Genomic DNA, 24628 nt, shown 5'->3' with positions numbered 1-24628 from the left:
ATATCTGCCATGACCATCGAATTCGATGCCGCCGTCTTCAGGACGCCGAACGCGCCACTGACCATCGAGAAAGTCTCGCTGCCGTCGACGCCTCCGCCCGGCGACGTACTCGTGCGGCTCAAGGCGAGCGGGTTGTGTCACAGCGACTTTCACGTGCTTGCCGGTGAGTGGGGCGTGCCGACACCCATGATTCTCGGCCATGAAGGCGCCGGGATCGTCGAGAGCGTGGGGGAGGGGGTGACTTCCCTGGCGAAAGGCGATCACGTTGTGCTGTCGTGGACACCCTCATGCCGCAGGTGCCGCTACTGCATCAGCGGGCGGCCCGTCTTGTGCGACATGGTCAGCCAGCATTCGGCCAACCATCTGTCCTTCGACGGCCGGTCGCGGATCACCGGGGCGGACGGCAAGGACGTCCTGAGCTTCGCCGGCGTCGGCACGTTCGGCCAATATGCGATGGTGCCCGAATCCGGCGCGATAGCGATCCGTGACGACGCGCCCTTCGAACAGTCGGCATTGATCGGCTGCGCCGTCACCACCGGTATCGGGGCCTCGGTCAACACCGCCAAGGTGCGGCCCAGTGACATCGTGTTGGTCATCGGCTGCGGCGGTGTCGGACTCAACGCCATCCAGGGTGCGCGCCTGGTCGGTGCGCGGCAGATCATCGCCGCCGACATCTCCGACGAAAAGCTGCGACAAGCAAGGGTTTTCGGGGCCAACGAAGTCATCAACAGCGCGCAAGAGAATCTGGCGGAGAGAATCGCACAACTCACCGACGGGCGTGGTGTGGAGGTCGCCATCGAGGCCATCGGACTGCCGCAGACCATTGAGGCTGCCTATGCCGCCTTGGCCCGAGGTGGCACCGCCGTCGTCGCGGGCCAGGTGGCGGACGGCATGAAGATCACCATCGACCCGTTCGTCATGTCTGATCAAGAGCTTTCCCTCATCGGCTCGAACTATGGCTCAAGCATGCCGGCCACCGATTTCCCCTTGCTCGTCGAGCACTACATGCACGACCGCATCGACCTCGACTCGCTCGTGACCCGCGTCATCGCCCTGGAGGAGATCAACGAGGGGTTCGACGAGATGAAGCGCGGCGTCGGTATCCGTTCGGTGATCAAGTACTGACGGTCGATAACCGTCCACGGGAGCACGCTCGGGCGAACCAGCGAATCCCCTTGAAATAGGGAGAGAAATGGCACAACGAATCGTGATGGTGGGCCTCGGCGCCACCGGTGTCGCCATGGCACAGTCCCTGCTGCAGCGCGCCGACGTCGAGATCGTCGGTGCGGCCGATCGCAACCCCGCGGTGATCGGCACGGACCTCGGCGCCCTCGCCGGCAGTGCGGCGAACGGCGTGACCGTCGTCGACGATCCCGCGGGCCTGCCGCCGGCCGAACTTGCGATCGTCGCGACGACGTCGGATCTGAACCACGTCGCCGACACCATCGTGTCGTTGCTCGAGCGGTCGTACAACGTGATGAGCATCTGCGAGGAACTGGCGTACCCGTGGTCGAGTCATCCGGAGATCGCACGCCGTCTGGACGACACGGCCAAAGCACACGACGTGACCGTCCTGGGCACCGGGGCGAATCCCGGCGTCCTCATGGACACGCTGCCGCTGCTGCTGACCACGCTCTCCCAGCGCGTCGACCGGGTGATCATCCGTCGCCGAACGAACATGTCACGGTACGGGGCGATCCTGTCGAAATTCGGTATGGGCCTGACACCCGAACAGTTCAGTGCCGCACAGGCTTCCGGCGCCGTGGTCGGTCACTACGGTTTCGAGCAATCCATCAGTGCGCTCGCGAGCGGCCTCGGCTGGACCTTGGACACAATCGAGGTCGCCCAGGTGAGACCCGCGATGGTCAGCGAGATCAGACGCGTCGGCCGGCACATCACCATCGAACCCGGCCAGATCGCGGCCGTCACCCACGCCGCCCGTGGATTGTGTGGCGGCCGAGCGGTGATCGACCTGACCTCGCCGACCGGCTTCGAATCGTTCGTGAGCACCATCGCAGCAGCGGTCAACGTCGCGACGGCGGTCATCGGCGCGCCCAGCGGATTGCTGTCCATGGGAGACCTGCCGGTACGTGCTCTGGCGTCGAAGACTGTTCGGCTCGAAGGGTGCAACATGCACCGTCCGCCCGTTTGATTGGTTGAGAGGTGCCATGGCGCGCCACCGGGCGAAGCGGCCATAGTGAGATGTACGCCACACCAAGCGCTCGACGTTTCCTCAAAGCTCTACTCACAGAAAGAGATACGCGATGACAACCGCAGTTTCGAACCTCAGGAAGCTTCCCCACACGGCGGACGTCGCGGACATTCGCGCCGTCGTCGCCGAGGACGGCGGCGTGATCATCGAAGGCCTGCTCACCCCCGATCAGGTCACCCGGTTCAACGCCGAGATCGAGGCGCCGCTGGCCGCGCTGACTCCCGGCGGTAAGCACGAGCTCGAGATCGTCAACGAGTTCCACGGCGCCAACACCAAGCGCCTCACCAATCTGGTCACCCACAGCCCCGCTTTCCGGAACGAGATCATCAACCACGACCTGGTGCATGCCCTGTGTGATGCGACCTTCCTCGAGGAATCCGGCACGTACTGGATGACCACCGCCCAGGTGATCGAGATCGGGCCCGGCAACCGCGCGCAGTTCCTGCACCGCGACCTCGAGAACTGGTTCCCCTTCGTCGGCATGGGCCCCGCCGGCCCGGAGATCACCCTCAACTTCCTCATCGCCCTCACAGACTTCACCGAGGAGAACGGCGCCACCCGCGTCATCCCGGGCAGCCACAAGTGGCCCGATTTCCAGGATCGCGGCACCCCCGAGCAGACGGTTCCCGCGATCATGAACGCCGGCGATGCCCTCTTCTTCAGCGGCAAGACCGCCCACGGCGGTGGCGCCAACGTCACCACCGATCAGTACCGCCGCGCGGTCTCCTTCGCGTTCAACCCGGGCTTCCTGGTCGGGGAGGAGGCCTACCCGTTCCTGGTCGATCGGGACGTGGTGAAGACCCTCCCGGAGCGCGTCCAGCGCATCCTCGGCTTCCGCTCGCAGTACCCGACCGGCTCGCCCGGCCTGTGGATGGTCGACTACCGCGAACTCGCCGACCACCTCGGCCTGTAGCGGACAGTCACTGGCGGACCGGGGACGGTGTTGAAGTCAGGAAGCGACAGCGAGCACACTCAGGGCATGACGCCGGATCAGCTGTGGCCTGACGCATCCGATCCGGTCCGCCGATTGATCCGCGAACTTGCGGAGATGATGTTGGCAAGGTCCGGGGAGGTCATCGACGAACTGACGGCGGCGTCGCTCCAGGACCCGAGGTACAAGGCGATTGCCGACGATCCGGTGCTCGCGGATGTCGATGCCCGCCTGGTGGTCTCGATCCTCAAGCACTGGCTGACGTCCAACATCGCCGAACCCGGACGCCGGGTCGCCCCCGCGACCGGAAGCGCGATGCGCACCTATGCACGCGATGTCGTCCTGCGCGGCCTGACCACCGACGATGTCCTGTCGTGGCGGTCCGGTCAACGCGTTGCCTGGAAATGGTGGCTGGCCGCGTGTTTCCAGGCAACCGATGACGCTGAACAGCTTCGCGAACTGATCGAGGTATCCGGGAACTCGCTCACCACCTTCGTCGACGACTCCATCGCTGAACTCGCCGAGCACATCGGCCGGGTGCGTGAGGAGTTCGCCGCCGGCTCGCAGCTGCAACGCTACGCGACCGTCGAACTCCTGCTCCAGGGCTCAGACATCGCACCATCGCGCGCCGAAGTGCAGCTCGGCTACGCGCTGACCGGATCGCACGTCGGCGCCGTCGTGTGGGTCGACTCGGAGCAGGATGTCGGCTTGCTTGAGCGTTGCAGCGAGCAGGTGATGCGGGCCTGTGGCGCGGACCGGCGGCTGACGGTGGTCGCAGGCACCACCGCGTTGTGGCTGTGGATACCGGCGAAGACAACACCAACGGTCGACAGCCTCGCCGAGCACCTGGGGCGACGGCGCGGTGTGCGCGTGGCGCTCGGCCGAACGGCGCCCGGCGTCAGCGGTTTCCGGCGAACACATATGGATGCTGCCGCCGCGCAACGACTTCTGGCGCGCCTCGATTCCGGGCTGTCGATCGTGCGCTACGAAGACGTCCACTTGGTGGACCTGTTGTCGACAGACGTGTCCTCTGCTGACCAGTTTGTGGCGGATGTGCTCGGTGAATTCAAGGACGCCAGCCCGGCGCTGCACCAGACCGTGCTGACCTACGTGGACGAGGGACTCAACCGCACGAGTACCGCCGAACGGCTTTACACCCACCGCAACACCATCGATCGACGCCTTGCCCGCGTCGACGAGCTCCTGCCGAAACCGTTCGCGCGCAATCCGATCGAAGTGACAGCTGCCCTGACGCTGCTTCGGGTGCGCGCCGGGCAGTGAGGCGGTCCGCGTGCTTCGCGGCGATGTGCGGACTCGATTCAGCCGTGCGGGATGCGAATTTCCATCTGCGCCAGGGCATTGCGCACACCGATGCTGCGGGCGAGGCGTGAATCGAGAACCGGGCCGGCGATGCCGCGCAGCGCCGACACCGGACGCCAGCGCCCCGGAACGACGACGCTTGGCCGTCGGTGTACCAGCCCGTCGGCAATCGCGGTGGCGGCAGTGTGCGGTTGGATGCGTTTGAGGACGAATCGGGGCATTTCCGATAGCAGCGCCGACACGTGGGGGTCTTCGTCGACGCCCTGGCGGATCATGTCGGTTTCGATGAGTGAGAAGTACGCGGTTGTCGCGGAGGCCCCGTGCTGTGCCAGCTCGACGCGTAGTCCACGTCCGAGTTGTTCGACGGCGGCTTTGCTCATGGCGTACGGAATGGCGCCTGCGCCGTTGATGAATGCGAACACCGAACTCACCAGGACGAGTTGTCCTCGGCTGGCGATCACCGATTCGATGCTGGCCGAGACGGTGTTGACCACACCGGCCACGTTCACGGACATGACGCGGCCGACCTCGTCGGGAGTGAGTGTTCTGAATGTGCCGCCGGGTCCGAGTATCCCGGCGTTGGCGATCGCGACGTCGAGGCGCCCGAACCGGTCCTCGGTGCGGCGCACGGCCTCACGTACGGAGTCGATGTCGGTCACATCGCAGGTGACAGGGAATGTGCTGCCGGCGGGAAGAGCGGCCATCAGTTGCTGAGCTGCGGACAGATCGATGTCAGCCAGTGCCACTTTGGCGCCGCGGCGGGCCAGTGCCGCGGCGGTCGCGGCCCCCAGTCCTCGGCCCGCTCCGGTGATCAGGACAACCTTGCTGGCCAGCGAATAGCGTTCCACCGCAGTGGTTTTCTCGATCGATGTGGTCGCCATGGTTCAGGCTCCGCGCTTGCGGCCGAAGGTGGCGCGTCCGTTGCGGCGCACCATCGCCACGGTGGTGGCGATACGGCCGCGGGTAATGTCGGGTTGCAGGCCAGCGCCGAGGCGGTGCAGTTGATCGGTGTGCCAATTGAGGTCAAGAAGTCCATCGAGCGACTTGATGTCGACGACTTTGCCAACCACCGGGGGCATCCCGGACCGAATGTTGTGGGCGGTCAGGGTTTCAGTGCGTCCGGTCAGGATCGCTCCGGCGGCGTCGGTCGTGGTTGCGGTGGGGCGACCGAGGCCGATGACGTCGCATTCACCGTTGGACACGGCGTCCTGCATCGCGGTGCGGGAACGGAATCCGCCGGTGACCGCCAGCGGGATGTCGCCAATCAGGTCGCGCACGGTGCGGGCGTACTCCAGGAAGTAGGCTTCCCGGGCCCGGGTGCTCGCGGCGGCAGTGCCCATCATCGCCGGCTGCTCGTAGCTGCCGCCGCTGACCTCGATGAGGTCGAGGCCTTCGGAGGCCACCGCCGCCAGAACTCCGCGGGATTCGTCTTCGCTGAACCCGCCACGCTGGAAGTCGGCCGAGTTGAGTTTGAGGGCGACGGCGAAACTGGGTGAGACTCGGGCGCGGATGGCGCGGATCACCTCGATCAGGAACCGCATCCGCCGCTGCGCGTCACCGCCCCAGTCGTCGGAGCGCTGATTCGACAACGGCGAGAGGAACTGCGCGACGAGATAGCCGTGTGCGCCGTGAATCTCGACACCGTCGAAACCTGCTGTTTCGCATACCGCCGCGGCCGTCGCGAAGCGGTTGATGATGGACTCGATCTCCCCGCCGGTCAGCTCGCGAGGCGTGACGGCGCCGGGAAAATTAAGCGGAACCGCACTGGGGGCGACGGGAACATGGCCCAAGGCCAGCGGATTGGATTGGCGGCCAGGGTGATTGAGTTGGGCGAATATCGGGACGCCGGCGTCCTTCGTTGTCTTTGCCCAGCGCGACAAGGCGTCCAGGTGGTCCTCGTTCTCGATGACGATGTTGCCCGGTTCTCCGAGCTGGGTGCGATCGATCATGACGTTGCCGGTGACCACCAACCCGTATCCGCCCAGGCTCCACGCGGTGTAGAGGCGCTCCAGGCGCTCGTCGGGGGCGTTGCGTTTATCGCCGAGTGCTTCACTCAACGCGGCCTTCATGATGCGGTTCGGTAGCACCAGGCCGCATGGAAGGTTGAGCTGGTCGTGCAGTGAGGTCATGGGTGGTCCTCTCGGATGAGGTCGGGATCGGGCCGGTGGCCGGCGACGCGGGCCGGGACGAGGTATAACGATCGGTTTACTGGCCTATGACAGTAGTAGACCGAATGGTATATTTCAAGGCATGCAGGTACGCGAACGTTTGATTGCCGCGACAGCCGAGTTGATGGAGCGCCACGGTGTCGCGGGTACTGGTATCGCCGGGATCGTCGAGACCAGCGGCGTCACACGCCGTTCGATTTACGTCAATTTCCCGGGCGGGAAGGCGGAACTCGTCGCTGCCGCAACACGTTCGGCGGGCGACGAGCTGGGGGCGCTGCTGCGCGACCACCTTTTGGAGCCCAACCCGGTCGGGGCCTTCAGCAAGATCTGGGCCGAGTATCTCGTCGAGTCGAATTTCGAGGGGGGCTGTCCCATCGTCGCCGCGGCGAGCGGTCGCGACGAAGCGTCTGAGGCCGCCGACGCTGCCGCTGCGGTATTTGACCAGTGGACACAGCTGATCGCCGCGCGGCTGTCCTTGGACGGCATCAAACCCGATGTCGCGCAATCACTGTCGACCACGATCGTCGCCGCGATCGAGGGCGCAGTTGTGCTGTCGCGCGCCGCACGGTCGACGACCGCGCTGGAGCAGGTCGCACACCACCTGGACGAACTCGTCGCCGCGCACCGCCCTGCACCGCGCAGCGCACGGCGCAGCCGCTGAAAGCTGAGGCCGACGTCGGCGGTGGTCAGCGCATCGCTTCGATGGCGGCGTCATGGGATGCGATGGCGGACTGACGCTGATCGCCCAACCCCACAACAACATTGACCATCATCGGTTGCAGTACGTCGCGGACCGGATCAGCGACATGGGCAAGGTGGCCACCAAGTTCGAGCCCGACGAATCCATGGACGGCACTCCACAATTGCGGTGCGATCAACTCTGGATTCTCGTCGGCGCGCACGCGCTCGCTGTCCACAAGGCGACGGCACCCCTGGACCATGTGCGCGTAGGCCAACTGAAAGTTGTCCGCCCGGCCGCCGGACATCGTGGGCTGGTCGGGCGGCCGATAGCTGCCACGCGTGGACAGGCCGAACATCAGGTCGTAGAGGTGAGGATTGGCCTGGGCGAATCGTCGGGATGCCAGGGCCATCGCGAACAGCGCGGTGACGGGATCGGCACTGGCCGGCGCCGCACGGAACGCGTCGCCCAACTCCTTGAATCCTTGCTCGGCCACCGCCTCCAGAAGCTCGGGTAGACCGCCCAAATGGTGATAGACGGCGATCGTGGATAACCCCGCGGCCTCGGCCACCGACCGAGCCTTGATTTCGCCCGGCCCTTTGTCGGAGAGCAAGGAGATGGTTGCCGAAACCAGTTTCGCGACAGCCTGTTCGCGATCCAGCCGCGGCGTCGCGGTCCGGTTCGGCTTGGTCATCGGCACCGTCTACCTCCTTTGCCGGGCCGCCCCTTGCAAGGAGGCTGCCTGCGATGCACACCACGACGCGACTGTTCGCGTGTGGCCGGGCCACGTATGCGAGTCCCGGCGACGCCAGTCTATAACGAGGTTCTAGGAATGAACGCCTCGCCGAGGTGACGGCTCTGCCCTGGCATTGGCTGAATGTTTGGGCAACCCGGCTTCCCGGCGTGACGAGCGGTCGTGGTTCATGACACCCCCACTAGTAAATCGATCGGTATACTCACAGTCTCGACCGTAGCGCGCTTATGCGACGCCGATTGTGGTTGGTGAGCAGTTGAGTCTCCTCGGGTGGGCGGCCATCACATGTGTCCCTGTAACGGCACCATCGGTCCCGCCCTGCTCGAATGATCACCTCCGGTAGAGCACTCCGGTGGTCTGGTTGCGCACGGCACGGGCGAGCGCGACCCGTTGCCGTTCACCTGTGGACAGGGTGGAGCTGGGTCGATCCAGGCCGAGATAGCCAAGACCGAGTTCGACCAACCGCTCCGCCATCTCGAGGAGCTGGGTGACGATGGCGGTCGCCATCGAGCGCATGTTGCGTGGCAGGGTGTCGACAATCGTTGAACTCCAGGCGATCACGTCGTCGAGCACTTTAGCCGTCGCCTCGGCCAGGTTGATCCCGGCGACGCGAGGGGCCAGGGCACGCTCGCTGAGTCTCGCGCCCCGGCACGTTGGGCACGGACCGGTGTGGATGAACTTGTTGACCCGATTGAGGCCGCCTTCGCTGGCGGCTTTGTCGAGTGCTTCCTGCACGGCGAGGCGGGTATTGCGGTAGGTGAAGTTGACTTCGAATAGCTTGCCGTTCTTCGATGGCACGGTGATGCGGTGCTTGTCCGCGGGACCGTTCAGGACGACGTCGCGTTCGTCGTCGGTGAGATCGCGGTAGGGAATGTCGGTGCGTACACCGAGTTCGCCCACCATCTGGGGCATGACGGTCAGGCCCATCATCTTCCAGGGAGCCACTGCGCCGTCGGCGATGGTGAGTGAGGGGTCGGGAACCAGCAGAGCGTCGTCGACTTCCCGCACGACTCCTAGACCGCCGCATGTCAGGCATGCCCCGTCGGAGTTGAAGGCGAGCGCCTCTGCACCTGGCGGGGTGAACGTGACCCTGCAGACCGGGCAGGTGAGGTCCAGTCCGGCGGCGACGTCGATTGTCGGTTCTTGACGGTGCCCGTTCGGGCAGACGTGTTCGGCGAGGCGGGAGAAGGCCAGGCGCAGGACGTTGAGCAGTTCGGTCGACGTGCCAAACGTGCGACAGGCACCGGGGACACCCGGTCGCTGCCGCAACGCGAGCGCGGCAGGGACGTGCCGGACGCTGTCGACGGTGGCCTTGGTGGCGTGCGACATCCTGCGGCGGGTGTAGGTCGACAGCGCTTCGATGTAGCGACGTGACCCCTCCGCGTAGAGAACGCCCATCGTCAACGACGACTCTCCCGAGCCGGAAACCCCTGCGATGGCCACCATTTGGTGCAACGGCACGTCGACGTCGATATCGGTGAGGTTGTGCACCCGCGCACCGCGGACCTCAATCGTGGTGGGCGCGGCCGACCCCTCGTCGAAACCGCTCCTGGTATGGGACACGGCGCGCCCCTTTTGTCTCGGAGTACCGCAGCTTGAACACCACCCATGGGTGTGGTGGTGGGATGAGTCGGTCAGTCGAGGGTGACGATGACCTTGCCCGCCTTGGCTTTTCCGTCCTCCACGTACGCCAGGGCTTGCAGGGTCTGGTCGAAGGTGAAGGTCGTGTCGATGACGGGGCGCAGGTGCCCGGCATCGTAGAGGGCGGCTAGTTCGCGTAGCTGCGCTCCGCTGGCGTGCATGAAGAAAAACGAATAGCGCACACCGATTTTCTTGGCGGTCTTGCGGACCTTTCGGCTCAGGAACGAGAGCACGAATTCGAATGGTTTGGGTGCGCCGAGTTGCTGGGCGAATCCGGCGTCGGGTGGGCCGGTGACGCTGATCGCCAGACCGCCGGGTGCGAGCACGCCCAGCGACTTTGTCAGGTTCTCACCGCCCACGGAGTCCACGACCAGGTCATAACCCGACAGGATCTGAGAGAAGTCCTGGCTGGTGTAGTCGATGACTTCGTCGGCGCCGAGTTCTCGCACGAGGCCGGCTCGAGCGCTGCTGGCGGTGGTGGCAACGTGCGCACCGAGGTGTCTGGCGAGCTGGATCAGTGTCGAGCCCAGACCACCCGCGCCTGCGTGGATCAGGACTTTCTGACCGGGTTGGATCTTGGCCTTCTCGACCAGGATCTGCCAGGCTGCCAGCGCCACCAACGGCACCGCGGCTGCCTCGTGTAGCGACAGGGACGCCGGCTTGAGCGCCACGTCATCCTGGTCGATGGCGATGTGCTCGGCGAAGGCCCCGATCCGAAGGTCACGTGGCCGCGCATACACCTCGTCTCCGACGGCGAACCCGCGGACGCCGGGGCCGACCCGGGTGATCACACCGGAAACATCGTGGCCGAGAACGAAGGGGGCCTTGTATTTCAGCAGCTGCTTGAACTCACCGTTGCGCACCATGATGTCCAGTGGGTTGACGCCGGCCGCACTCACCTTGACGAGCACGTCGCGTTCGCCGACGGTCGGTTCGGGTACGACGGCGGCGCGGACCTCGTTCTTGCCGTATCGCGCGACGACGAATGCCTTCATGGAGTCGTTCCTTCTTGGTGGGTGCTGGGCGGAAACTGGGCGGAGTTGTGCGCGTTACGTTTCGAGCAATTTGTTGGCATTGCTGATCCCCGAGGCCAAGACCTCATCGGACAGTGCGGGGTCGGAGACGGCGCGGGCGAGTTGCAGGGTGGCGACCAGGAGGGTGAACAGTCCCAGCGCAGTGGTGCGTGCCGCGGTGGGATCATGCGGGGACAGCAGCGCGGCGATCGTGTTGACAACGGCTTGCACGCCATCGGTGTAGGACTGGCGCACAGCGTCGTCGCAGCGGCTGACCTCGTCGAGCAGGGCGGCGTTGGGGCAGCCCGATTCGGGGTGGTCGCGATGATAGGGGGAGAGGTACTCACGCACGTACGCGTCGATTGCAGCGCGTCCAGACGGTAGTCCGCTCAGAACCTCGTGCTGGGCACGCAATTGATCGGCCATGACGTTGGCCACCAGGTCACTTTTCGAGGGGAAGTGCGCGTAGAAAGCCCCGTTGGTCAGGCCTGCGTCCGCCATCAGTGTCGCAATGCCCGATGCGTCGATGCCGTCCTGCTTGAAGCGTGCGCTGGCGGTGTCGATGATTCGGCGCCGGGTTTCGGCTTTGTGCTGCGCGTCGTATCTCGGCATTGCTGACCTTCCCGATCACCTTCGAAATCCCGTCCTTGCCAAGACTACCACTTTGTCTTATGGTCATAATATTATGATCGTAATATACGACGCAAGTTAGAAGGTCCACCTGCCGTGACGTCACCGACCGACCCGTTGACCCTGGCGTGCGGACAGATGGGCACCGCCCCAGGCTCTACCCAAGAAAGGCCCCCGATGACCACCTGGAAAGACGCACCAAATCGCACGATCGACGTCAACGGCACCTCCTTCACCTACCGCGAACTCGGCAAACCCTCCGAGGTGCCCGTGGTGTTCCTGCACCACCTGACCGCGGTCCTCGACGACTGGGATCCGCGTGTCATCGACGGCGTCGCCGCACACCACCGCGTCATCACCTTCGACAACCGCGGTGTCGGAGCCACCGGCGGATCGGTGCCCGCGACCGTCGAACAGATGGGCACCGATGCCATCGCGTTCATCCGGGCACTGGGCCTGCAGAAGGTCGACCTCCTCGGGTTCTCCCTCGGCGGCGGTGTCGCGCAGATGGTCGTCCTGCAGGCCCCCGAATTGGTCCGGCGCGCCATCGTCGCCGGATCCGGACCCCGCGGCGGCGGCGGCATCGACAAAATGGGTTCAATCGTCGGCCTGGCCTACCTCAAAGCCCTGCTGACCCTCAGCGACCCCCGCAACTTCCTGTTCTTCCCTCGCGATCCCGAGGGAAAACGGGCGGCGACGGACTACCTGAACCGCCTCAAGGAGCGGACCGACAACCGCGACAAGCGGATCTCGCTCCAGGCCGCCCTCGCTCAGATCAACGCCATCCGGCACGCCGGTCGCTCACAACCCGACGATCTCTCGGTCGTTACCCAGCCGGTACTGGTCGCCAACGGAGACGACGACCTCATGGTCGCCAGCAGCCACTCGGCCGACATGGCCCGTCGACTGCCCAATGCGCAACTCAAGATATATCCGAATTCCGGGCACGGCGGCATCTTTCAGCACCACCAAACCTTCGTCCGCGACGCGTTGCAATTCCTCGCCGACTAACCCACCACCAGGAGAAGATCCCCATGGCCCCCGAACGCAACAGCGACGACCGCCCGGTCACGTCCTACCAGCACGCCCCGACCCGCACCGTCACGGCAGCCGGTGTCACCTACGCCTACCGCGAACTCGGTCCCCGACAAGGTATTCCCGTGGTCCTGTTCGTCCACCTCGCCGCGACCTTGGACAACTGGGACCCCGCGCTCGTCGACCCGATCGCAGCGCAGCACCGCGTCATCGCCTTCGACAACCGTGGGGTCGGCGCCTCTACCGGTACCGTTCCCGGCACCGTCGAGGCCATGGCCGATGACGCCTATACCTTCATCACCGCCCTGGGCTTGGACACCATCGACGTCTTGTCCTTTTCCCTCGGCGGTATGGTCGCTCAGGCCCTGGTGCTCAAACATCCCGAACTCGTCCGGAAGTTGATGCTCACCGGAACCGGGCCCGCGGGCGGCAAGGACATCGACAAAGTAGCGGGCACAACATATTACGATATTTTGCGGGCCACCCTCACCCGCAGCGATCCCAAGGAGTTCTTGTTCTTCAACCGTGATGACACGGGCAAGGCTGCTGCCCGCGCGTTCATCAAGCGGCTGGAGCAACGTACCGAGGGCAGGGACGCAAAAATCAGCACCAAGGCCTTTCAAACCCAGCTCAAAGCCATCAAACGCTGGGGGCGCTCAACACCCGCGGACCTCTCCCGCATCGGAATTCCAACACTGATCGCCAACGGCGACAACGACCGCATGGTCCCTTCGATCCTCTCCGAGGACCTGCACCGTCGTATCCCTGGATCCCAACTGATCATCTATCCCAACTCCGGCCATGGCGGCATCTTCCAGTACCACAGCGAGTTCTCCTCGGCGGCAATCGCATTCCTTGATCAGTGACGAGCGGCCCGCTGTCGGGCGCGCGGCGTGGACGACGTTCCGTTTCAATGTGGCGTGAAGGAGACCCCAGGAAGTTGCGCAGCCGTCAGGCGGTAGAGGCTGTTCATGAGAATGTCCGGATTGGATCGGTGCCGTTTCAGGTGGCGGCGACAGCGCGGATATGGTCGAACATGTGGCCTTTGGGTCCGCTGACGTCGCTGATCTCGATCACGGTGCCTTGGTCGAATTCGGTGTCGAAGTAGGCGAATCGGCCGCGCTCGCCGCCGATAGTAACGGAAGTAGTCGGTTTGGACTTTCGGGATGTAAAACCAGGGGCCGACGCCGTGTTGGACCCATTGGCCCATCGACGCCTCGATGTCTCGCACGATGTACCCAATTTGGCGCCTGCCGGATGGTGGACCAGAAGTCGATGTCGTGGCCATACATGATGGTCGCGCCGTGCGCCTGCAGATCGCGAAACAGGTTGAGACCGCGGGCGACTGCGTCCGGGTCGGTGAGCACACCCGGGTCAGGAAAGCCACGGCCTTGGCGACATCGGCGGGTGTCTGCGGACGTTTCATCGGGGTGGCCGCCTCATAGCGGGAGATGAACGAGGTCTCGTCGTCACCCCGCTCGGCGGCAGAGTAGCGGTGCACCTCATCGGAGATGCGCTGCTGTATGCCGGTCCACACGGCGCCGGGGCATACGGCATTGACCCGTACCGCCGGGACGAGCATGGTCGCCAGGCTCTTGGTGTAACGCAGGGCCGCGGCCTAGCTCGCGGGGTACGCGCCGGCGGTCGCCCGGGCGGAGCAGTCGGAGGGACCAACGGTATCGCGGCGGCTTCCTCCATGAGGAGCCGTTCGGGTTTGAGCGCAACATCGGCCTCGCTGACGGCGATGTATTCGGCGAACGTACCGATGCGGTCTTGGCTCAGTTTCGCGTACACCTGGTCACCGGGCTTGTGCCGGTGAACTCCGGGCCCCGTCTGCGCGACCACGCCGGCCACGTCGTTGCCCAGGACGAGCGGAAGCTTGTACGGCAGTAGAGCTTTGAGTTCGCCTTTGCCGATCTTTAGATCGAGGGGGTTCGCTCGCGGCACGCACCTGAACCAGGCCGTCATCGTCGCCCAGTTGCGGTACTGGGATGTCTACTTCGGCGACGCCCACTGTTTTGCTGTAACGGTTGAGCGCGAGCGCCTTCATAGTGCCTCCTCCAGGCTCCTCGTGGGTGCCGGCGTCGGGTGGGAGGCGCGCAGCGATTTCTTGTCGGTCTTACCGACCGGGTTTTTGGGGATCTCGTCGACCACGATGATCGCGGCGGGACGCTTGTAGCGTGCGAGTTTGGTTGCGCACAGGTCTTGCAGCGCAGTGGGATCAATCGTGGCGGCCGGCCGTGGCTGCACGTACGCCACCACGATCTCGCCCCATTTCTCGTCGGGCGCCCCGATCACGGCGGCCTCCAGCACCGTGGGGTTGCTGACCAGGACATCCTCGATCTCGGTGGGGTAGATGTTCTCCCCGCCGCGGATGATCATGTCTTTCGATCGCCCGGCCAGGGTCAGATAGCCGTCGGCGTCCAGATGCCCGATGTCGCCGGTGTGCAGCCAGCCGCCGACGACGGTGCGTGCGGTGTCAGCCGGGCAGCCGAGGTACCCGCGCATCACATTGGGACCTGCGATCAGAACCTCGCCGTCGGTACCCGGCGGTACGTCCGCGCCGGTCTGGTCGATGATCCGGATCTGTTGTCCGGGAAAAGGTTTGCCGACGGTGCCGGCCCGGCGTTCGCCTGCGATGGGGTTGATGGTCGAGGCGCACGTTCCTTCTGACAGTCCGTAGCCCTCGACCAGAGGAAACCCGAAGCGGCTTTCGAAGCGGTTCAGCAGGTCCGCCGAGGCCGGTGCGGCGCCGCAGATCGCGAACCGCACCGACGAGGTGTCCGGACGCACGTCATCTGGTTGGGCGGCGAGCAGCGTGTAGATGGTTGGTACCGCGCTGAAGAAGGTGGGGCGCTCGCGTTCGACGATGTCGAAAAAGGTGGCGGGGTGGAATCGGTCGGCGATGACGACGCTGGCTCCCGCCAGCAGTGGGGTGAGCACGCTGACCACGATGCCGTTGACGTGAAACAGCGGAAGAATCAGCAGGCTGCGATCGGACGGACCGATCTGCAGTGCCTGCAGCCCCATGTCGGTCATCGCATCCAGATTGGCGTGGTCGAGCATCACCCCTTTGGGTCTGCCGGTGGTGCCGCTGGTGTAGATCAACAGCGCCAAGGCTGACGAATCCTCGTGTGGTGGTGCGCTTTCGCTCCGGGGCCGGGTAGGTAGATCACCGACCAGCAGATTGACCACGCCGACGTTGGTGGTGGGGTTCTGGTCGGTCAGCAGGACGCGGGCGCCGGAGTCATCGAGTTGCCGGTTGACTTCGATGCCGGTGAGACTGGGGTTGATCGGGGTGACTGCCGCGCCCAGTCGCCAGGACGCGAACAGCGCGATGACGAATTCGATGCGGTTGGGTAGTTTGACCGCGACGACGTCACCGACGCCGATTCCCACGTCGCGCAGCTGGTCTGCCGCGCCTCGGACACGGTCCAGCAGCTTCGCATTGGTCACGTTGTCGCGTCCGTCAGAGACGGCCCGCCCGTTCGGGTCGTTCGCGGCGCGACGGTCCGGCAGCGAGCTGAGGTTCATGAGCGCCCCTGGAGGTGGCGGGTGAGGAACTCGGTCTGGTCTGATACCAGCTTCTCGAATGCGTCACCGAGGTAGAACTCGAAATGGCCTGCGTCGTAGTGCTTGATCTCGCCCAGCGGTGCCGTGAGTGCATATCGCTCGGTTTGTTCGGGTGGGGTCACGGTGTCGGTATCGCTGATACAGAACAGAATTGGGTACTTGATCTTCTTGGCCGCGCGGCCGGGGCGGTACGCCATGATGGTCGGCGCCACCCGAGCGGCAACCTCGTTGCGGAACGTCGTGTCCGCGGGCAGCAGGGCTTGGTATCCGGGCAAGGCGTCGGGGGCGTTCATCAACGCCAACGTTCCGGGGGCTCCAGCCAGGGGAATCGTGGCCGGCGCCCCGCGGCGGATCATCGCGATATAGTCTCTGGCCACGTAGGGCAGTACCTTCAGGGTGGCCACCGGACCGAGTGCAAGTGCGGAAGCAAGCCCGTCGGTAAAGGGGCATTGCGCCACAGCCGCTTTCAGTTCGGGATGGCGTGAGGCGACGGTGATCGAATGTCCTCCACCGAACGAGCTGCCCCACACCGCGATGCGTGTGCCGTCGACATCGTGCCGACTCTTCATATAGGCGATGGCAGCATCCCAGTCAGCCAACTGACGGCGGATCGACAGCAGCTGACGGGGTTCGCCAGTGCTATCGCCGAAATGCCGATAGGTGAAGGCCAATGCGGCAATGCCGGCCCCCGCGAACGGCTCGGCGAAAGCGTCCAGGCGCATCTCGCGGGTTGCGCCGAGGCCGTGCCCGAGGATCACCACCGGCGGCGACGTCACCCCTGTCGGCAGGTAAAGCCATGCGGCGCAGGTATCTACACCGGAGCCGAACGAGACGTCGTGCCGGGTGAATGACTGTGCGGTGGCCATCACTTGCTCACCGCCGTGGCGGCGGTGCCGACGTGCGGAACCCGTCCCGTCTCCAGAGCTTCGGCGTAGACCTCGGGGTTGTAGAGCGGCAGCTCGCCGGTGGACTCGGTATCGGCCAGGTACTGCAGCATCAACTGCTGGCCGATTGGGGACTGATCGGTGCCGAGGAACTCGGTGCGCTCGATATGCAGGCCCTCCGACAGCGACATCGAGCCGCCGAAGTAGACCGACCTCTTGATGCCCTGCACCGAGCCCTTGGTTCGCTGACCGAAGTATTCGGCGAGTTCGGTGGCGCGGGTGACGACATTCTCGGGCGCTACAACGTCGTCAACCGCACCATTGGCCAGTGCCTGCGCGGGCGTGAACGGTTTGCCTTCCAAGATTGCGACCAGTGCCCGGTGGGTGCCGATGAGGCGGGGCAGGCGTTGGCTGCCGCCACCGCCGGGCATGATGCCGAGCAGGACTTCGGGCTGTCCGATGAAGAAGTCACCGTCAGCCATCACACGAAGGTCGCACGCCCACGCGAACTCCGCACCCAACCCCAACGCCGAACCATTGAGCGCCGCAACGAAGATCACACCACTGCGGTTCATCCCGAGGAACGTCGCGTGCAAGCGGTCAAGTTGGGCGACACCCCCCAGTGGCGTCTTGTTGAGAACCGCATCGGGAACTTTGGCGTTTTCGACGCCCCGGGCTAGGCGTAGAGCCGCCGAAGCGGCACGCCGGCTCAGTTCCGGAACCGCGGCGCCCTCGGCTTGAAGCCAGCGCACATCAGCGTGACTGACGAACCGGCCCGGGCGTGCACCGGTGAAGACCACCGCGTGGACCCCGGGGTCGCGGTCGACTCGGTTGACCACCGCCTCGAGTTGATCGGCGATCTGAACGCCGAACAAGCTGTGCGGTCCGCCGTCGACGCGCACAACCCAAACGGTGCCGCGGTCCTCGATCACGAGTTCGCCTTGTTGCTGATGATGTGCCATCGAGGACCTCCTGAGCTGACGTCTATAACGAAGTTATGGAATACTATAACGAAGTTATATTGATGACAAGGGTCCGAAAAAATGGATCGCTAGCAGCGAAAAGGGGGCGCCACCATGGCGAGCGCGGACGATGTGCCAAGGGATGGTGGCGCAAGGGGGCGCCTGATTGTGGCCACCGCACGACTACTGGCTGTTTACGGCCCGTCGGCAATCAAGGTCCGCGCCGTAGCTGCAGAGGCCGGCCTATCGACCATGGCCGTTTACAGCCACTTCGGAGGTGTCCCCGAACTGACTCGCGCCGTCATCGGACACGGATTCAACACCCTCGATGCGGCGTTCGCCGGTGTTCCCGTCACCAACGATCCCGTTGCCGACCTCGCTGCCATGGCATTGACATGCCGACGCGTCGCCCACGACAGTCCACACTTGTACGACTTGATGTTCGGGCTTTCAACCCGCGCGACCTACCGGCCGTTGACGTGCGAAAATCGGCCCGGGGCAGCGACTCCGGCCTTCGGCAGCGCGTACGCACATATCTTGAAAGCGTGCCAACGGCTTGTCAGATCCGGCCGGGTCAGGCACCAGGATCCCACGATCGTGGCGGCCCAACTGTGGAGTCTTGTCCATGGCTTCATCACCCTCGAACTGGCCGACACCTTCGCCGCCAACGACGATGCGGTGCGGGAAGTGCTGATACCTCTGGGTATCAATTTGTCTGTCGGACTGGGTGATTCACGCGAACGCGCTGCGCTTTCACACGAACGGGCCGCAAAGATGCTCGGTTGATCCGTCGGCATTCATGCCGGTACGTCCGTGAACTGCGCGGGCATTCTCTGCCGGCCGCGGTGGATCCATCCTGAGCGATCAGGTTGGGCTATTTGCGCGGTGCCGCGGGCGAACGGTGTCGGCGGTTGTCGCATGCCAGCGCCGGCAGTCGGTGACCAGGGGACTATGCCCAGGCCTACACCGCCCGACCCAAAGCCACCCCCACCGGTGCCCTCGAGCACTTCCGCATCCGCCACGACACCGTCGATCAATTCGGCAAACTCACCCTGCGCCACGGCAGCCGCCTACACCACCTCGGCATCGGACGCCGCCACGCCGGCACCCCCGTACTGATCCTGGTCACCACCAACACCGTGTCAGTCATCAGCAAAACCGGCTACCACCTCATCGCCGGCCACCACATCAACCCCGACCGCAATTACTGGCCCAACCAACAAAAAACCCCGGCCAAAGGCCGGGGTGATCTGTAACCAATGACTCGACTCATGTGTAACCCATGACCCGACTCATCACACTGTGTCCGAGGGGGGACTTGAACCCCCGCAGACGGCCCTGGTCAGGACGTTATCGCCCGGTCTACCTGCTGAAACACATCACTGCAACTCACCGCAGATACTCCCGTTTTCGCGCAGTTTGTGTCCAAAGGGTGTCCACGCTTGGCCGGCGACCGTCCATGGTTCGCCGGCTTCGTCGCGCCAGTGCCGCGGTCGGGTGAGGCACTTGCGCGCTGTCTACCGCCGGCATTTGCGCAGTTCCCGACATATGCCCGATTCCGGCATTTGCGCTGGTTACGACATATGTTCGAGTTTCCTTGCAGCCCTTGATAATTCGCGATCGCTTGAGTTAGCTTCGGCGCATGACAACCACCATTGACACCCTGCCGGCCGACCCTGAGACCGCCGCGCTCGATCTCATCGTTCATGCCGCGGAAGCCGCCACCGGCAGCACCGCGTTCCGTGCCGTGCTGCAAGACCTTGCCGGTGCCCTGCACGCCGAAGGCGCGCTCGCCAGCCTCGCGTGGGCGGACGCTCGACTCGTCGCCGGCGCGGTGTCGTTCGATGCGTGCACTTCAGCGGATCCGGTCGGATCGCTGCGCCGTCGCGCCGCCGTGGTGCGCGCCGGCCGCGGCCCTGGTTGCGTCGACCCCGCCGGCGTCGCCCAGGCGCTCGACGTCGCCGCGACCGTGCTGGACGTGATGTGAGCGGGCCCGGCGCACGCTACCGCTCCCGCCGGCATGGGCCCCGCTGATCGAGGGTTACCTCAACGCGGTCCGGTCAACCTTGAGCCCGGCGGCTTCTATTTCGCGCGTGAGGTCGATCTTCCAAGCGCCGCGGGCGTCGACCTCGACGTAGACAAGGCCGTCGAGGTCCGATGGTGTCTCGACGTCGGCGTCATAGAGCATCACCACTCGATCGCGGCCGAGCAGCGCGAAGAAGTAACCCATCTCGAAGACGACGTTTTGCCGCGCTCGCGGCCGGTCGGCCGTGTCGGTGGCTGCGCGTCCGAGATCGTCGCCAGTCGCCAACACGATCGCAAAACCTGCTGTTGCAGCATACTTTTCGAGTTTCTCGAGGATGGTCGATCCGCCGCTGACCTGTTCGTGAAGGATGATTGGCTCGATGCCCGTGAGGTTGCGAACGAAGCGCGCGACAGTCTCCTTCCGCTCACTGTTACGGCCGTGGACGATGAATATCGCGGTCTTGTCGCCCGGCTCGCTCACGGCCACCTCGAACGGTGTCTCCGGTGCATCCTCGTCCTGCATCTCCACTTCGGCGATCGCAGCGCGAAGGTATCCGATTCCCCGTTTGATTCCTCGACGCCTAGCTTCGTCGAACGCGCTCTGCGGTGTGCCCGTTGAGTACACGCTCAGCGAGTACCTGTTTTCGCGGAACTCAGCAAGAGCCGTGCTTCCCTCGCCGACGGTGTGGCGCAACACTGCCTCAGTCGTGGTTCTCCACTCGCTGAAGTCGTCTGGATCGCCGTCCTTGGCCGCGGCGATCTGCTTTTCGATGAGCTCGACCTTGCGAGACTTGCTGGGAGGCACAGAGGTCAGCTTGTCATAGCGGCGGACGAATCGGAGCACAGCGTCGGGTTAGCCGTTCCGGACCGTTGCGCGCGGCAAGGTATCGCTGCATCGCCGGCCCGCTGTTGATCCGGACCCGCAGCATCCGCCGATAGCCGGCCATCCAGCATTGCGCCAGCGCCAGCTGTCCGCGGTACGGGTTCCGATCGCCGGGCTCGGCGAGTGAGCCTTCGTAGAGCGCTCGCGTCGCTTCCTGCCGTGTCGTCACCCGGCCATCATGCAGGCGCGGGGGCCGGCAGCTGCGGATCCCACGCCGACGACCAGGACCACGGCGACGATGGGTGGATTTCGAATCACCCCATCGGCCGACGTTGAGAGGTTCGCCGTGAACCTCTCAACGTCGCCGGCGCACTGAATCACCAGGGGCCGTCGATGTCGACGTCGCGTTCGAACGCCTGCTGCGTAGACATCTGCGGCACGGTCTGCAGCAGCGAGAAGCTGTAGGCGCCGCCTTCGTCGTCGTCTGATTGGCAGAGCTTGCGTAGCTGGTCGATCTCCGACGGGAAGAACATCCCTTTGCGTGGTTGCCTGGTATCAACGGTCTGCCCGTAGATACCGGCCGTCTTCGTGACCGCCGCGCCGGCGCCGGCCTCATGCCAGCGGAGAATCGCGCCCCGCAGAATGGCCTTTGCCGGCCTGCGGTGCGGGAACTCCGGTTTCGTGATGCACGGTGCGACGAGTTCGGCCATGCCGAGCGCGTCTTCGCACATGTCGGCGGCTTTCGCCGGGTCGATCTTGGCGAAGTTCTTCAGATCCGACGGCGCGATCAGGGGCCCCGGATCCTCGTTCGGCTCGGTCATTCGGCGGTCTTCGTGCGCGAGGTCTTGGCCCTGGTGCTCGACGGCTTCGGGCGCGCGGGTCCGTCGGCCTTCGCGTAGGTGCCGGCCGCGATCAGCTGCTCGCCGAGCTTGTCGGGCACGTCGACCAGGACACCGGTCAGTGTGTTCGTGAGCTTCATCGGTTCGTACCTTTCCGGGTGGGGTGCCTCCCGGGGAGCCGCTAGCGGGAACGAAGGCGCGCAAGGACGCGCCGCGCTCACCCGGGAGGCAGGTTCTCAGGCGCCGATGTGGAGCTTCACGACGCGCAGCGGGTGCATGACCTTCCAGCCCAGCCGCCATGTCACCCGCACACCGATCGAATCCGAGCTGAAGTACGCGTGCTCGCTGCGCGCCAGGCGGATCTGCGACTGCGCCCCGATCACCGCGGACTTGTCGACGACCAGCAGACTCGCGTCCGGCATGGACGGGGTGACCAGCACCGGCAGGGAGAGCAGGCGCCGTTCGGCCGTCTCAGTGCCGGCGCCGACCAGGCTCTCGTTGGAGTCGGCGGCGCGCTTGAGCTTCGACAGCGACGCCCACGTCAAGGGGTTCGCCACGATATGTGTGGCCGTGCCGTTGTCAGACTCGATCATCGCGACTGCGTCGGTGATCCGGTCGAGGTTCGCCTCGATCGGTGTCACGATCTCGGTGATGCCCGCGTTGAGCAGACCGACCGGGCCCGGGCCGGCGACCGGATTGCCTAGATACGCCGCGTTGGCCTTCGTGACGACGCTGCGCGACAGCGAGTCGACGACCATCTTCGCGGCCTCTGGCTGCTGCAACTGCTCGTAGGAGTACTTGCCGAGAGTGGCGACCTTGCCGGTGAGCACGACGACCTCGTCGAGATCCTGGTCCGCGTCGCCGATCTCGGCACCTTCAGCGACGAAACCACTCACGCCGTCATCGGCGACGTACGGCACACGCACGGCCGGTTCGTCGCCTTCGATCTGCCCGACCACGGTCGCGGTCTGCAAGATCAGCGCGTCGGGCACGACGTCGCCGGGCACGAACGCGTTGACGTCAGGTGACCATGCCTTGGGCGATGTGGAAGTGGTCTTGGTTGCCATTGGTGAAACCTCTCAGGAGGGCGGCAGGTGTCCGGTTTCCGGACAGCTGCTTACGAGTGGTGAATTCCGCTGGCCTACAAGGCTTTCGCGGTTGCCCTCCTGGGGCGCGCTTGCGGCCGGGGTGACCTTCCCGGGCGTGACCCCGGCCGCAGCACCCGAGTCTAGACGTCGTCGGCGACACCGCGGCCCATGACGACGCCGACCATCGCCTCACGGCCAGTCGGTTTGGCGACGGGACGACCGACGGTGAGACCCTCGCGCCGGTTGTGGGTCGGCTTCAAGATTCCGAGCGTGTCCCTGGCTCCGCTGATCGCCGCTGCGACCTTCGCGGCGTCGACGACACCCTCGTCGTCGAGCAGGCCGGCCAGCTCGGTACTGGACCACAACGCCGCTGGCTTGAGACCGTCGGCCGTCGCGAGCCGCTCGACCTCGGCCCGCTGAAGCGCCGTAACCCGCTCTGCGAGCTGATCCCGCTCGGCCTCAGCCTCCCTCAGCCGGCGCCGGTACTTGGCGGCTTCCCGGCCACCCTTACCGTCGCCGGCGTCGTCGTCCTGGTCCTCGTCGACGTCTGAGCCGTCCTCGAGGACGGTTTCCGGCGTCACGGTGTCAGCGACGGCCGTTTCGGCTGTCTCCGTGGCGCTGGGCTCGATTCCGGCCGTCTCGGTGGTCGTCGTGGTGTCGGTGGTCTCGGTGCTCATCGGTTGGTCTCCTTCGTGTTGTACGGATCGAAAAGTTCGACGCCGGGATACTGGCCGGCCTCAATAGCCGCCGTGATGCCCAGCCGGTCAGTGTGGCGCCTGTCGATCAAAAAGCTGTTGAACACGAACGTCTGGACCGACCTGCTCACCATGAGCGGCCGGCCATCAGCGTCCGTCACGATGTCAGCGTCGGTCGTAGTGAACCGGCCGGCCTCCCGATTCGCCACCCAACGCTGCGAGTAGTCCTCGACATCAGCCAGCGTGATTTCATACCGCGGACCCGCAGGTCGCTCGCCGACGTCGGCGAACAGGGCCCGGGCTGCAGCCCGCAAGTCATCTTGGTTACTCAATTTCAGATCTCCTTCTCTCCGTTGATAATTCGTTCATACGATGACGCTCAGATCATCGACTCGTCCCACGGCTCGGGCGGCATCACAGCGATCGCCGCCAGCCAGTCCCCCGACGTGTCCTTCTCAGGGGGCGGCCGGTCGATCACCTCAATGGCCTCCGCGATCTCGCGCGCCTGCTTGATCAACGCAGCCAGCGCCGGGCCCGCCGTTGCGGGATCATCAAGCGCCTTGCCGATCCGCGCTTGCAACGCCGCAAGCAGTGCTCGGCGATCACCAGATCGCGCAGCAGCCGACACCGACACCGGCGTCACCTTCCGCGGTGCCCGCTTGGCCGGCACCTTCCTTGCCGGCGCCTTCTTCGCCGGCTTGGCCGGCTCGTCGTCCTTCACAGCCCGCAGCGCCGGCCGCCTCCGCTCAGTCATGTCCGTCCTTCCTGCAAAAAAGAAAACTTTTCGGGGAGAGCAAGCCGCCGATGCCTTGAGGTGCGGCGCTGGGGGCGGGGCCGGGTCACTGCCCCTGGGTGCTGGTCGATGTCGGCGGTGGCCTTCTCGGGAACCGTCCGGAGTTCGGGGCCGGCGGCGGGGTGACGTCGACCGAGATGGTGGTGTGGATGCCGATGCACCGCGGGCCGCAGGGTGTCAACTCCTGCTGGGCCTGCCTCGCTTCGGCGATGTCAGCCCAGTAGGTGACCTCCGCGTTGTGTGGCCCGGACGCGGTGGCGCGGTGGCAGACCAGCACGCCGCGGACGGTCATCTGTCGGTCTCCTTGGTGTCGGTGGTCGGGTGTTGTGGCTCGCTGAAGAGGTCGGCCGGGGTGTCCCGCACCGGCGCCGGTGGTGGGCTCGGCGCGTGGGAGCAGCGGATGGCGATGTCGGCGGTCAACCCGTCGGGGCCGAGCCGCCACCCGCTCGGATCGCAATATCGGCATCGGCGGATCGCAGCTCGCCGGTCGGCGCCGGCCTTCTCGACGTCGCGGCGGGTCATGCCGACTCCTCAGCTGCGGTCGCGGCGTCGCGACACGGGGC

28 protein-coding genes and 2 pseudogenes are annotated in these 24628 nt (G+C 65.3%); 9 read left to right on the top strand and 21 right to left on the bottom strand.

Translation table 11 applies throughout. The features are described 5' to 3' along the window. Nucleotides 1-9: 9 nt before the first annotated feature. The 4 genes from A5784_RS10120 (at nt 10) to A5784_RS10105 (ending at nt 4424) form a co-directional block, all read left to right on the top strand. A complete protein-coding gene (locus tag A5784_RS10120; protein ID WP_064944778.1) occupies nt 10-1125 on the top strand; it encodes a Zn-dependent alcohol dehydrogenase in 1116 nt (371 codons plus the stop codon). Between the two features lie 67 nt (nt 1126-1192). After that, a complete protein-coding gene (locus tag A5784_RS10115) occupies nt 1193-2152 on the top strand; it encodes a dihydrodipicolinate reductase (protein WP_064944777.1) in 960 nt (319 codons plus the stop codon). A 112-nt stretch (nt 2153-2264) separates the two neighbouring features. Continuing rightward, on the top strand, nt 2265-3125 hold the full coding sequence (locus A5784_RS10110; RefSeq protein WP_064944776.1) for a phytanoyl-CoA dioxygenase family protein: 861 nt from the start codon (nt 2265-2267) through the stop codon (nt 3123-3125). Nucleotides 3126-3191: 66 nt separating this feature from the next. Beyond that, nucleotides 3192-4424 (top strand): PucR family transcriptional regulator, encoded by a 1233-nt coding sequence (locus A5784_RS10105; protein WP_064944775.1) that lies wholly within the window; start codon nt 3192-3194, stop codon nt 4422-4424. A gap of 38 nt (nt 4425-4462) precedes the next feature. Here the strand turns inward: A5784_RS10105 and A5784_RS10100 are convergent, their stop codons facing one another. Both A5784_RS10100 and A5784_RS10095 read right to left on the bottom strand, forming a co-directional pair. Beyond that, nucleotides 4463-5344, bottom strand: coding sequence for an SDR family NAD(P)-dependent oxidoreductase (locus tag A5784_RS10100; RefSeq protein WP_064944774.1), 882 nt, complete (start codon nt 5342-5344; stop codon nt 4463-4465). Nucleotides 5345-5347: 3 nt separating this feature from the next. Next, nucleotides 5348-6592 (bottom strand): NADH:flavin oxidoreductase/NADH oxidase family protein, encoded by a 1245-nt coding sequence (locus A5784_RS10095; protein ID WP_064944773.1) that lies wholly within the window; start codon nt 6590-6592, stop codon nt 5348-5350. A 121-nt stretch (nt 6593-6713) separates the two neighbouring features. Here A5784_RS10095 and A5784_RS10090 point away from each other — a divergent pair, with 121 nt between their 5' ends. Then, nucleotides 6714-7292: a TetR/AcrR family transcriptional regulator gene (locus tag A5784_RS10090; protein ID WP_064944772.1), complete on the top strand. Its 579-nt coding sequence runs from the start codon at nt 6714-6716 to the stop codon at nt 7290-7292. Nucleotides 7293-7317: 25 nt separating this feature from the next. Here the strand turns inward: A5784_RS10090 and A5784_RS10085 are convergent, their stop codons facing one another. From A5784_RS10085 to A5784_RS10070, 4 genes and pseudogenes are all read right to left on the bottom strand, one after another. Then, entirely contained in the window at nt 7318-8004 is a 687-nt protein-coding gene (locus A5784_RS10085; RefSeq protein WP_064944771.1) for a TetR/AcrR family transcriptional regulator, read from the bottom strand. A gap of 399 nt (nt 8005-8403) precedes the next feature. Then, a pseudogene (locus tag A5784_RS10080) lies at nt 8404-9627 on the bottom strand (excinuclease ABC subunit UvrA); the annotation flags it as partial. A gap of 71 nt (nt 9628-9698) precedes the next feature. After that, nucleotides 9699-10700, bottom strand: coding sequence for an NADP-dependent oxidoreductase (locus tag A5784_RS10075; RefSeq protein WP_064944770.1), 1002 nt, complete (start codon nt 10698-10700; stop codon nt 9699-9701). Between the two features lie 54 nt (nt 10701-10754). Further along, nucleotides 10755-11330, bottom strand: coding sequence for a TetR/AcrR family transcriptional regulator (locus A5784_RS10070; RefSeq protein WP_064944769.1), 576 nt, complete (start codon nt 11328-11330; stop codon nt 10755-10757). 195 nt (nt 11331-11525) lie between these two features. On the opposite strand from A5784_RS10070, the gene A5784_RS10065 reads away from it, so the two are divergent. Beyond that, entirely contained in the window at nt 11526-12359 is an 834-nt protein-coding gene (locus tag A5784_RS10065) for an alpha/beta fold hydrolase (RefSeq protein WP_064944768.1), read from the top strand. Nucleotides 12360-12382: 23 nt separating this feature from the next. Next, nucleotides 12383-13249 (top strand): alpha/beta fold hydrolase, encoded by an 867-nt coding sequence (locus tag A5784_RS10060; RefSeq protein ID WP_064944767.1) that lies wholly within the window; start codon nt 12383-12385, stop codon nt 13247-13249. Between the two features lie 44 nt (nt 13250-13293). On the opposite strand, the gene A5784_RS39795 is transcribed toward A5784_RS10060, so the two are convergent. The 5 genes and pseudogenes from A5784_RS39795 to A5784_RS10040 form a co-directional block, all read right to left on the bottom strand. Next, nucleotides 13294-13992 (bottom strand): SDR family oxidoreductase, encoded by a 699-nt coding sequence (locus A5784_RS39795; RefSeq protein WP_353651906.1) that lies wholly within the window; start codon nt 13990-13992, stop codon nt 13294-13296. A 161-nt stretch (nt 13993-14153) separates the two neighbouring features. Next, nucleotides 14154-14351, bottom strand: a pseudogene (locus tag A5784_RS39790) (alcohol dehydrogenase catalytic domain-containing protein); the annotation flags it as partial. A 78-nt stretch (nt 14352-14429) separates the two neighbouring features. Continuing rightward, the gene (locus A5784_RS10050) at nt 14430-15917 is read right to left on the bottom strand and encodes a class I adenylate-forming enzyme family protein (protein WP_064944765.1); all 1488 of its coding nucleotides are present in this window, start codon (nt 15915-15917) and stop codon (nt 14430-14432) included. Beyond that, nucleotides 15914-16822: an alpha/beta hydrolase gene (locus A5784_RS10045; RefSeq protein ID WP_064944764.1), complete on the bottom strand. Its 909-nt coding sequence runs from the start codon at nt 16820-16822 to the stop codon at nt 15914-15916. The genes A5784_RS10050 and A5784_RS10045 overlap by 4 nt, the downstream gene beginning before the upstream one ends. Next, on the bottom strand, nt 16822-17802 hold the full coding sequence (locus tag A5784_RS10040; RefSeq protein ID WP_064944763.1) for an enoyl-CoA hydratase/isomerase family protein: 981 nt from the start codon (nt 17800-17802) through the stop codon (nt 16822-16824). The genes A5784_RS10045 and A5784_RS10040 overlap by 1 nt, the downstream gene beginning before the upstream one ends. 114 nt (nt 17803-17916) lie before the next feature. Here A5784_RS10040 and A5784_RS10035 point away from each other — a divergent pair, with 114 nt between their 5' ends. Together A5784_RS10035 and A5784_RS10025 are read left to right on the top strand one after the other, a co-directional pair. Then, the gene (locus tag A5784_RS10035) at nt 17917-18588 is read left to right on the top strand and encodes a TetR/AcrR family transcriptional regulator (RefSeq protein WP_064944762.1); all 672 of its coding nucleotides are present in this window, start codon (nt 17917-17919) and stop codon (nt 18586-18588) included. 856 nt (nt 18589-19444) lie between these two features. After that, the gene (locus A5784_RS10025; protein ID WP_064944760.1) at nt 19445-19789 is read left to right on the top strand and encodes a hypothetical protein; all 345 of its coding nucleotides are present in this window, start codon (nt 19445-19447) and stop codon (nt 19787-19789) included. Between the two features lie 54 nt (nt 19790-19843). On the opposite strand, the gene A5784_RS10020 is transcribed toward A5784_RS10025, so the two are convergent. The 10 genes from A5784_RS10020 to A5784_RS09985 all read right to left on the bottom strand — a co-directional run bounded on the left by A5784_RS10020 (nt 19844) and on the right by A5784_RS09985 (nt 24587). Then, entirely contained in the window at nt 19844-20632 is a 789-nt protein-coding gene (locus A5784_RS10020; protein WP_156750477.1) for a TIR domain-containing protein, read from the bottom strand. A 13-nt stretch (nt 20633-20645) separates the two neighbouring features. Next, nucleotides 20646-20879 carry a ribosome modulation factor gene (locus A5784_RS37450; RefSeq protein WP_082944742.1) on the bottom strand — a complete coding sequence of 78 codons (234 nt, stop codon included), beginning with the start codon at nt 20877-20879 and terminating at the stop codon, nt 20646-20648. 148 nt (nt 20880-21027) lie between these two features. Next, the gene (locus A5784_RS10015) at nt 21028-21471 is read right to left on the bottom strand and encodes a hypothetical protein (protein WP_064944758.1); all 444 of its coding nucleotides are present in this window, start codon (nt 21469-21471) and stop codon (nt 21028-21030) included. Continuing rightward, on the bottom strand, nt 21468-21629 hold the full coding sequence (locus A5784_RS38210; protein WP_156750476.1) for a DUF7302 family protein: 162 nt from the start codon (nt 21627-21629) through the stop codon (nt 21468-21470). The genes A5784_RS10015 and A5784_RS38210 overlap by 4 nt, the downstream gene beginning before the upstream one ends. 96 nt (nt 21630-21725) lie before the next feature. After that, nucleotides 21726-22556, bottom strand: coding sequence for a phage major capsid protein (locus tag A5784_RS10010; protein WP_064944757.1), 831 nt, complete (start codon nt 22554-22556; stop codon nt 21726-21728). Between the two features lie 161 nt (nt 22557-22717). Further along, a complete protein-coding gene (locus A5784_RS10005; protein WP_064944756.1) occupies nt 22718-23254 on the bottom strand; it encodes a hypothetical protein in 537 nt (178 codons plus the stop codon). Then, entirely contained in the window at nt 23251-23604 is a 354-nt protein-coding gene (locus A5784_RS10000) for a hypothetical protein (RefSeq protein ID WP_156750475.1), read from the bottom strand. Before A5784_RS10000 ends, A5784_RS10005 begins: the two co-directional genes overlap by 4 nt. 47 nt (nt 23605-23651) lie before the next feature. Continuing rightward, nucleotides 23652-23993 (bottom strand): hypothetical protein, encoded by a 342-nt coding sequence (locus A5784_RS09995; protein WP_082944741.1) that lies wholly within the window; start codon nt 23991-23993, stop codon nt 23652-23654. Nucleotides 23994-24111: 118 nt separating this feature from the next. Beyond that, a complete protein-coding gene (locus A5784_RS09990) occupies nt 24112-24357 on the bottom strand; it encodes a hypothetical protein (protein ID WP_064944754.1) in 246 nt (81 codons plus the stop codon). Further along, nucleotides 24354-24587 carry a hypothetical protein gene (locus A5784_RS09985; protein WP_064944753.1) on the bottom strand — a complete coding sequence of 78 codons (234 nt, stop codon included), beginning with the start codon at nt 24585-24587 and terminating at the stop codon, nt 24354-24356. The genes A5784_RS09990 and A5784_RS09985 overlap by 4 nt, the downstream gene beginning before the upstream one ends. Between the last annotated feature and the right edge of the window lie 41 nt (nt 24588-24628).

It is taken from the genome of Mycobacterium sp. 852013-50091_SCH5140682, from assembly GCF_001665685.1.
GTDB lineage: Bacteria > Actinomycetota > Actinomycetes > Mycobacteriales > Mycobacteriaceae > Mycobacterium.
The sequence above is the reverse complement of the archived record's forward strand: the minus strand, read 5'-3'. Positions and strand labels throughout refer to the sequence as shown.

Coding starts and splice junctions, on each gene's coding strand:
- A5784_RS10060 (WP_064944767.1), top strand. CDS start 12,383: ATGGCCCCCGAACGCAACAGCGACGACCGCCCGGTCACGTCCTACCAG.
- A5784_RS10105 (WP_064944775.1), top strand. CDS start 3,192: ATGACGCCGGATCAGCTGTGGCCTGACGCATCCGATCCGGTCCGCCGA.
- A5784_RS38210 (WP_156750476.1), bottom strand. CDS start 21,629: ATGAAGCTCACGAACACACTGACCGGTGTCCTGGTCGACGTGCCCGAC.
- A5784_RS10090 (WP_064944772.1), top strand. CDS start 6,714: ATGCAGGTACGCGAACGTTTGATTGCCGCGACAGCCGAGTTGATGGAG.
- A5784_RS10045 (WP_064944764.1), bottom strand. CDS start 16,822: ATGGCCACCGCACAGTCATTCACCCGGCACGACGTCTCGTTCGGCTCC.
- A5784_RS10005 (WP_064944756.1), bottom strand. CDS start 23,254: ATGAGCACCGAGACCACCGACACCACGACGACCACCGAGACGGCCGGA.
- A5784_RS10025 (WP_064944760.1), top strand. CDS start 19,445: ATGACAACCACCATTGACACCCTGCCGGCCGACCCTGAGACCGCCGCG.
- A5784_RS10070 (WP_064944769.1), bottom strand. CDS start 11,330: ATGCCGAGATACGACGCGCAGCACAAAGCCGAAACCCGGCGCCGAATC.
- A5784_RS10110 (WP_064944776.1), top strand. CDS start 2,265: ATGACAACCGCAGTTTCGAACCTCAGGAAGCTTCCCCACACGGCGGAC.
- A5784_RS10065 (WP_064944768.1), top strand. CDS start 11,526: ATGACCACCTGGAAAGACGCACCAAATCGCACGATCGACGTCAACGGC.
- A5784_RS10120 (WP_064944778.1), top strand. CDS start 10: ATGACCATCGAATTCGATGCCGCCGTCTTCAGGACGCCGAACGCGCCA.
- A5784_RS09985 (WP_064944753.1), bottom strand. CDS start 24,587: ATGACCCGCCGCGACGTCGAGAAGGCCGGCGCCGACCGGCGAGCTGCG.
- A5784_RS10075 (WP_064944770.1), bottom strand. CDS start 10,700: ATGAAGGCATTCGTCGTCGCGCGATACGGCAAGAACGAGGTCCGCGCC.
- A5784_RS10100 (WP_064944774.1), bottom strand. CDS start 5,344: ATGGCGACCACATCGATCGAGAAAACCACTGCGGTGGAACGCTATTCG.
- A5784_RS10085 (WP_064944771.1), bottom strand. CDS start 8,004: ATGACCAAGCCGAACCGGACCGCGACGCCGCGGCTGGATCGCGAACAG.
- A5784_RS10050 (WP_064944765.1), bottom strand. CDS start 15,917: ATGAACCTCAGCTCGCTGCCGGACCGTCGCGCCGCGAACGACCCGAAC.
- A5784_RS09990 (WP_064944754.1), bottom strand. CDS start 24,357: ATGACCGTCCGCGGCGTGCTGGTCTGCCACCGCGCCACCGCGTCCGGG.
- A5784_RS10015 (WP_064944758.1), bottom strand. CDS start 21,471: ATGACCGAGCCGAACGAGGATCCGGGGCCCCTGATCGCGCCGTCGGAT.
- A5784_RS10040 (WP_064944763.1), bottom strand. CDS start 17,802: ATGGCACATCATCAGCAACAAGGCGAACTCGTGATCGAGGACCGCGGC.
- A5784_RS10035 (WP_064944762.1), top strand. CDS start 17,917: ATGGCGAGCGCGGACGATGTGCCAAGGGATGGTGGCGCAAGGGGGCGC.
- A5784_RS10010 (WP_064944757.1), bottom strand. CDS start 22,556: ATGGCAACCAAGACCACTTCCACATCGCCCAAGGCATGGTCACCTGAC.
- A5784_RS10115 (WP_064944777.1), top strand. CDS start 1,193: ATGGCACAACGAATCGTGATGGTGGGCCTCGGCGCCACCGGTGTCGCC.
- A5784_RS10095 (WP_064944773.1), bottom strand. CDS start 6,592: ATGACCTCACTGCACGACCAGCTCAACCTTCCATGCGGCCTGGTGCTA.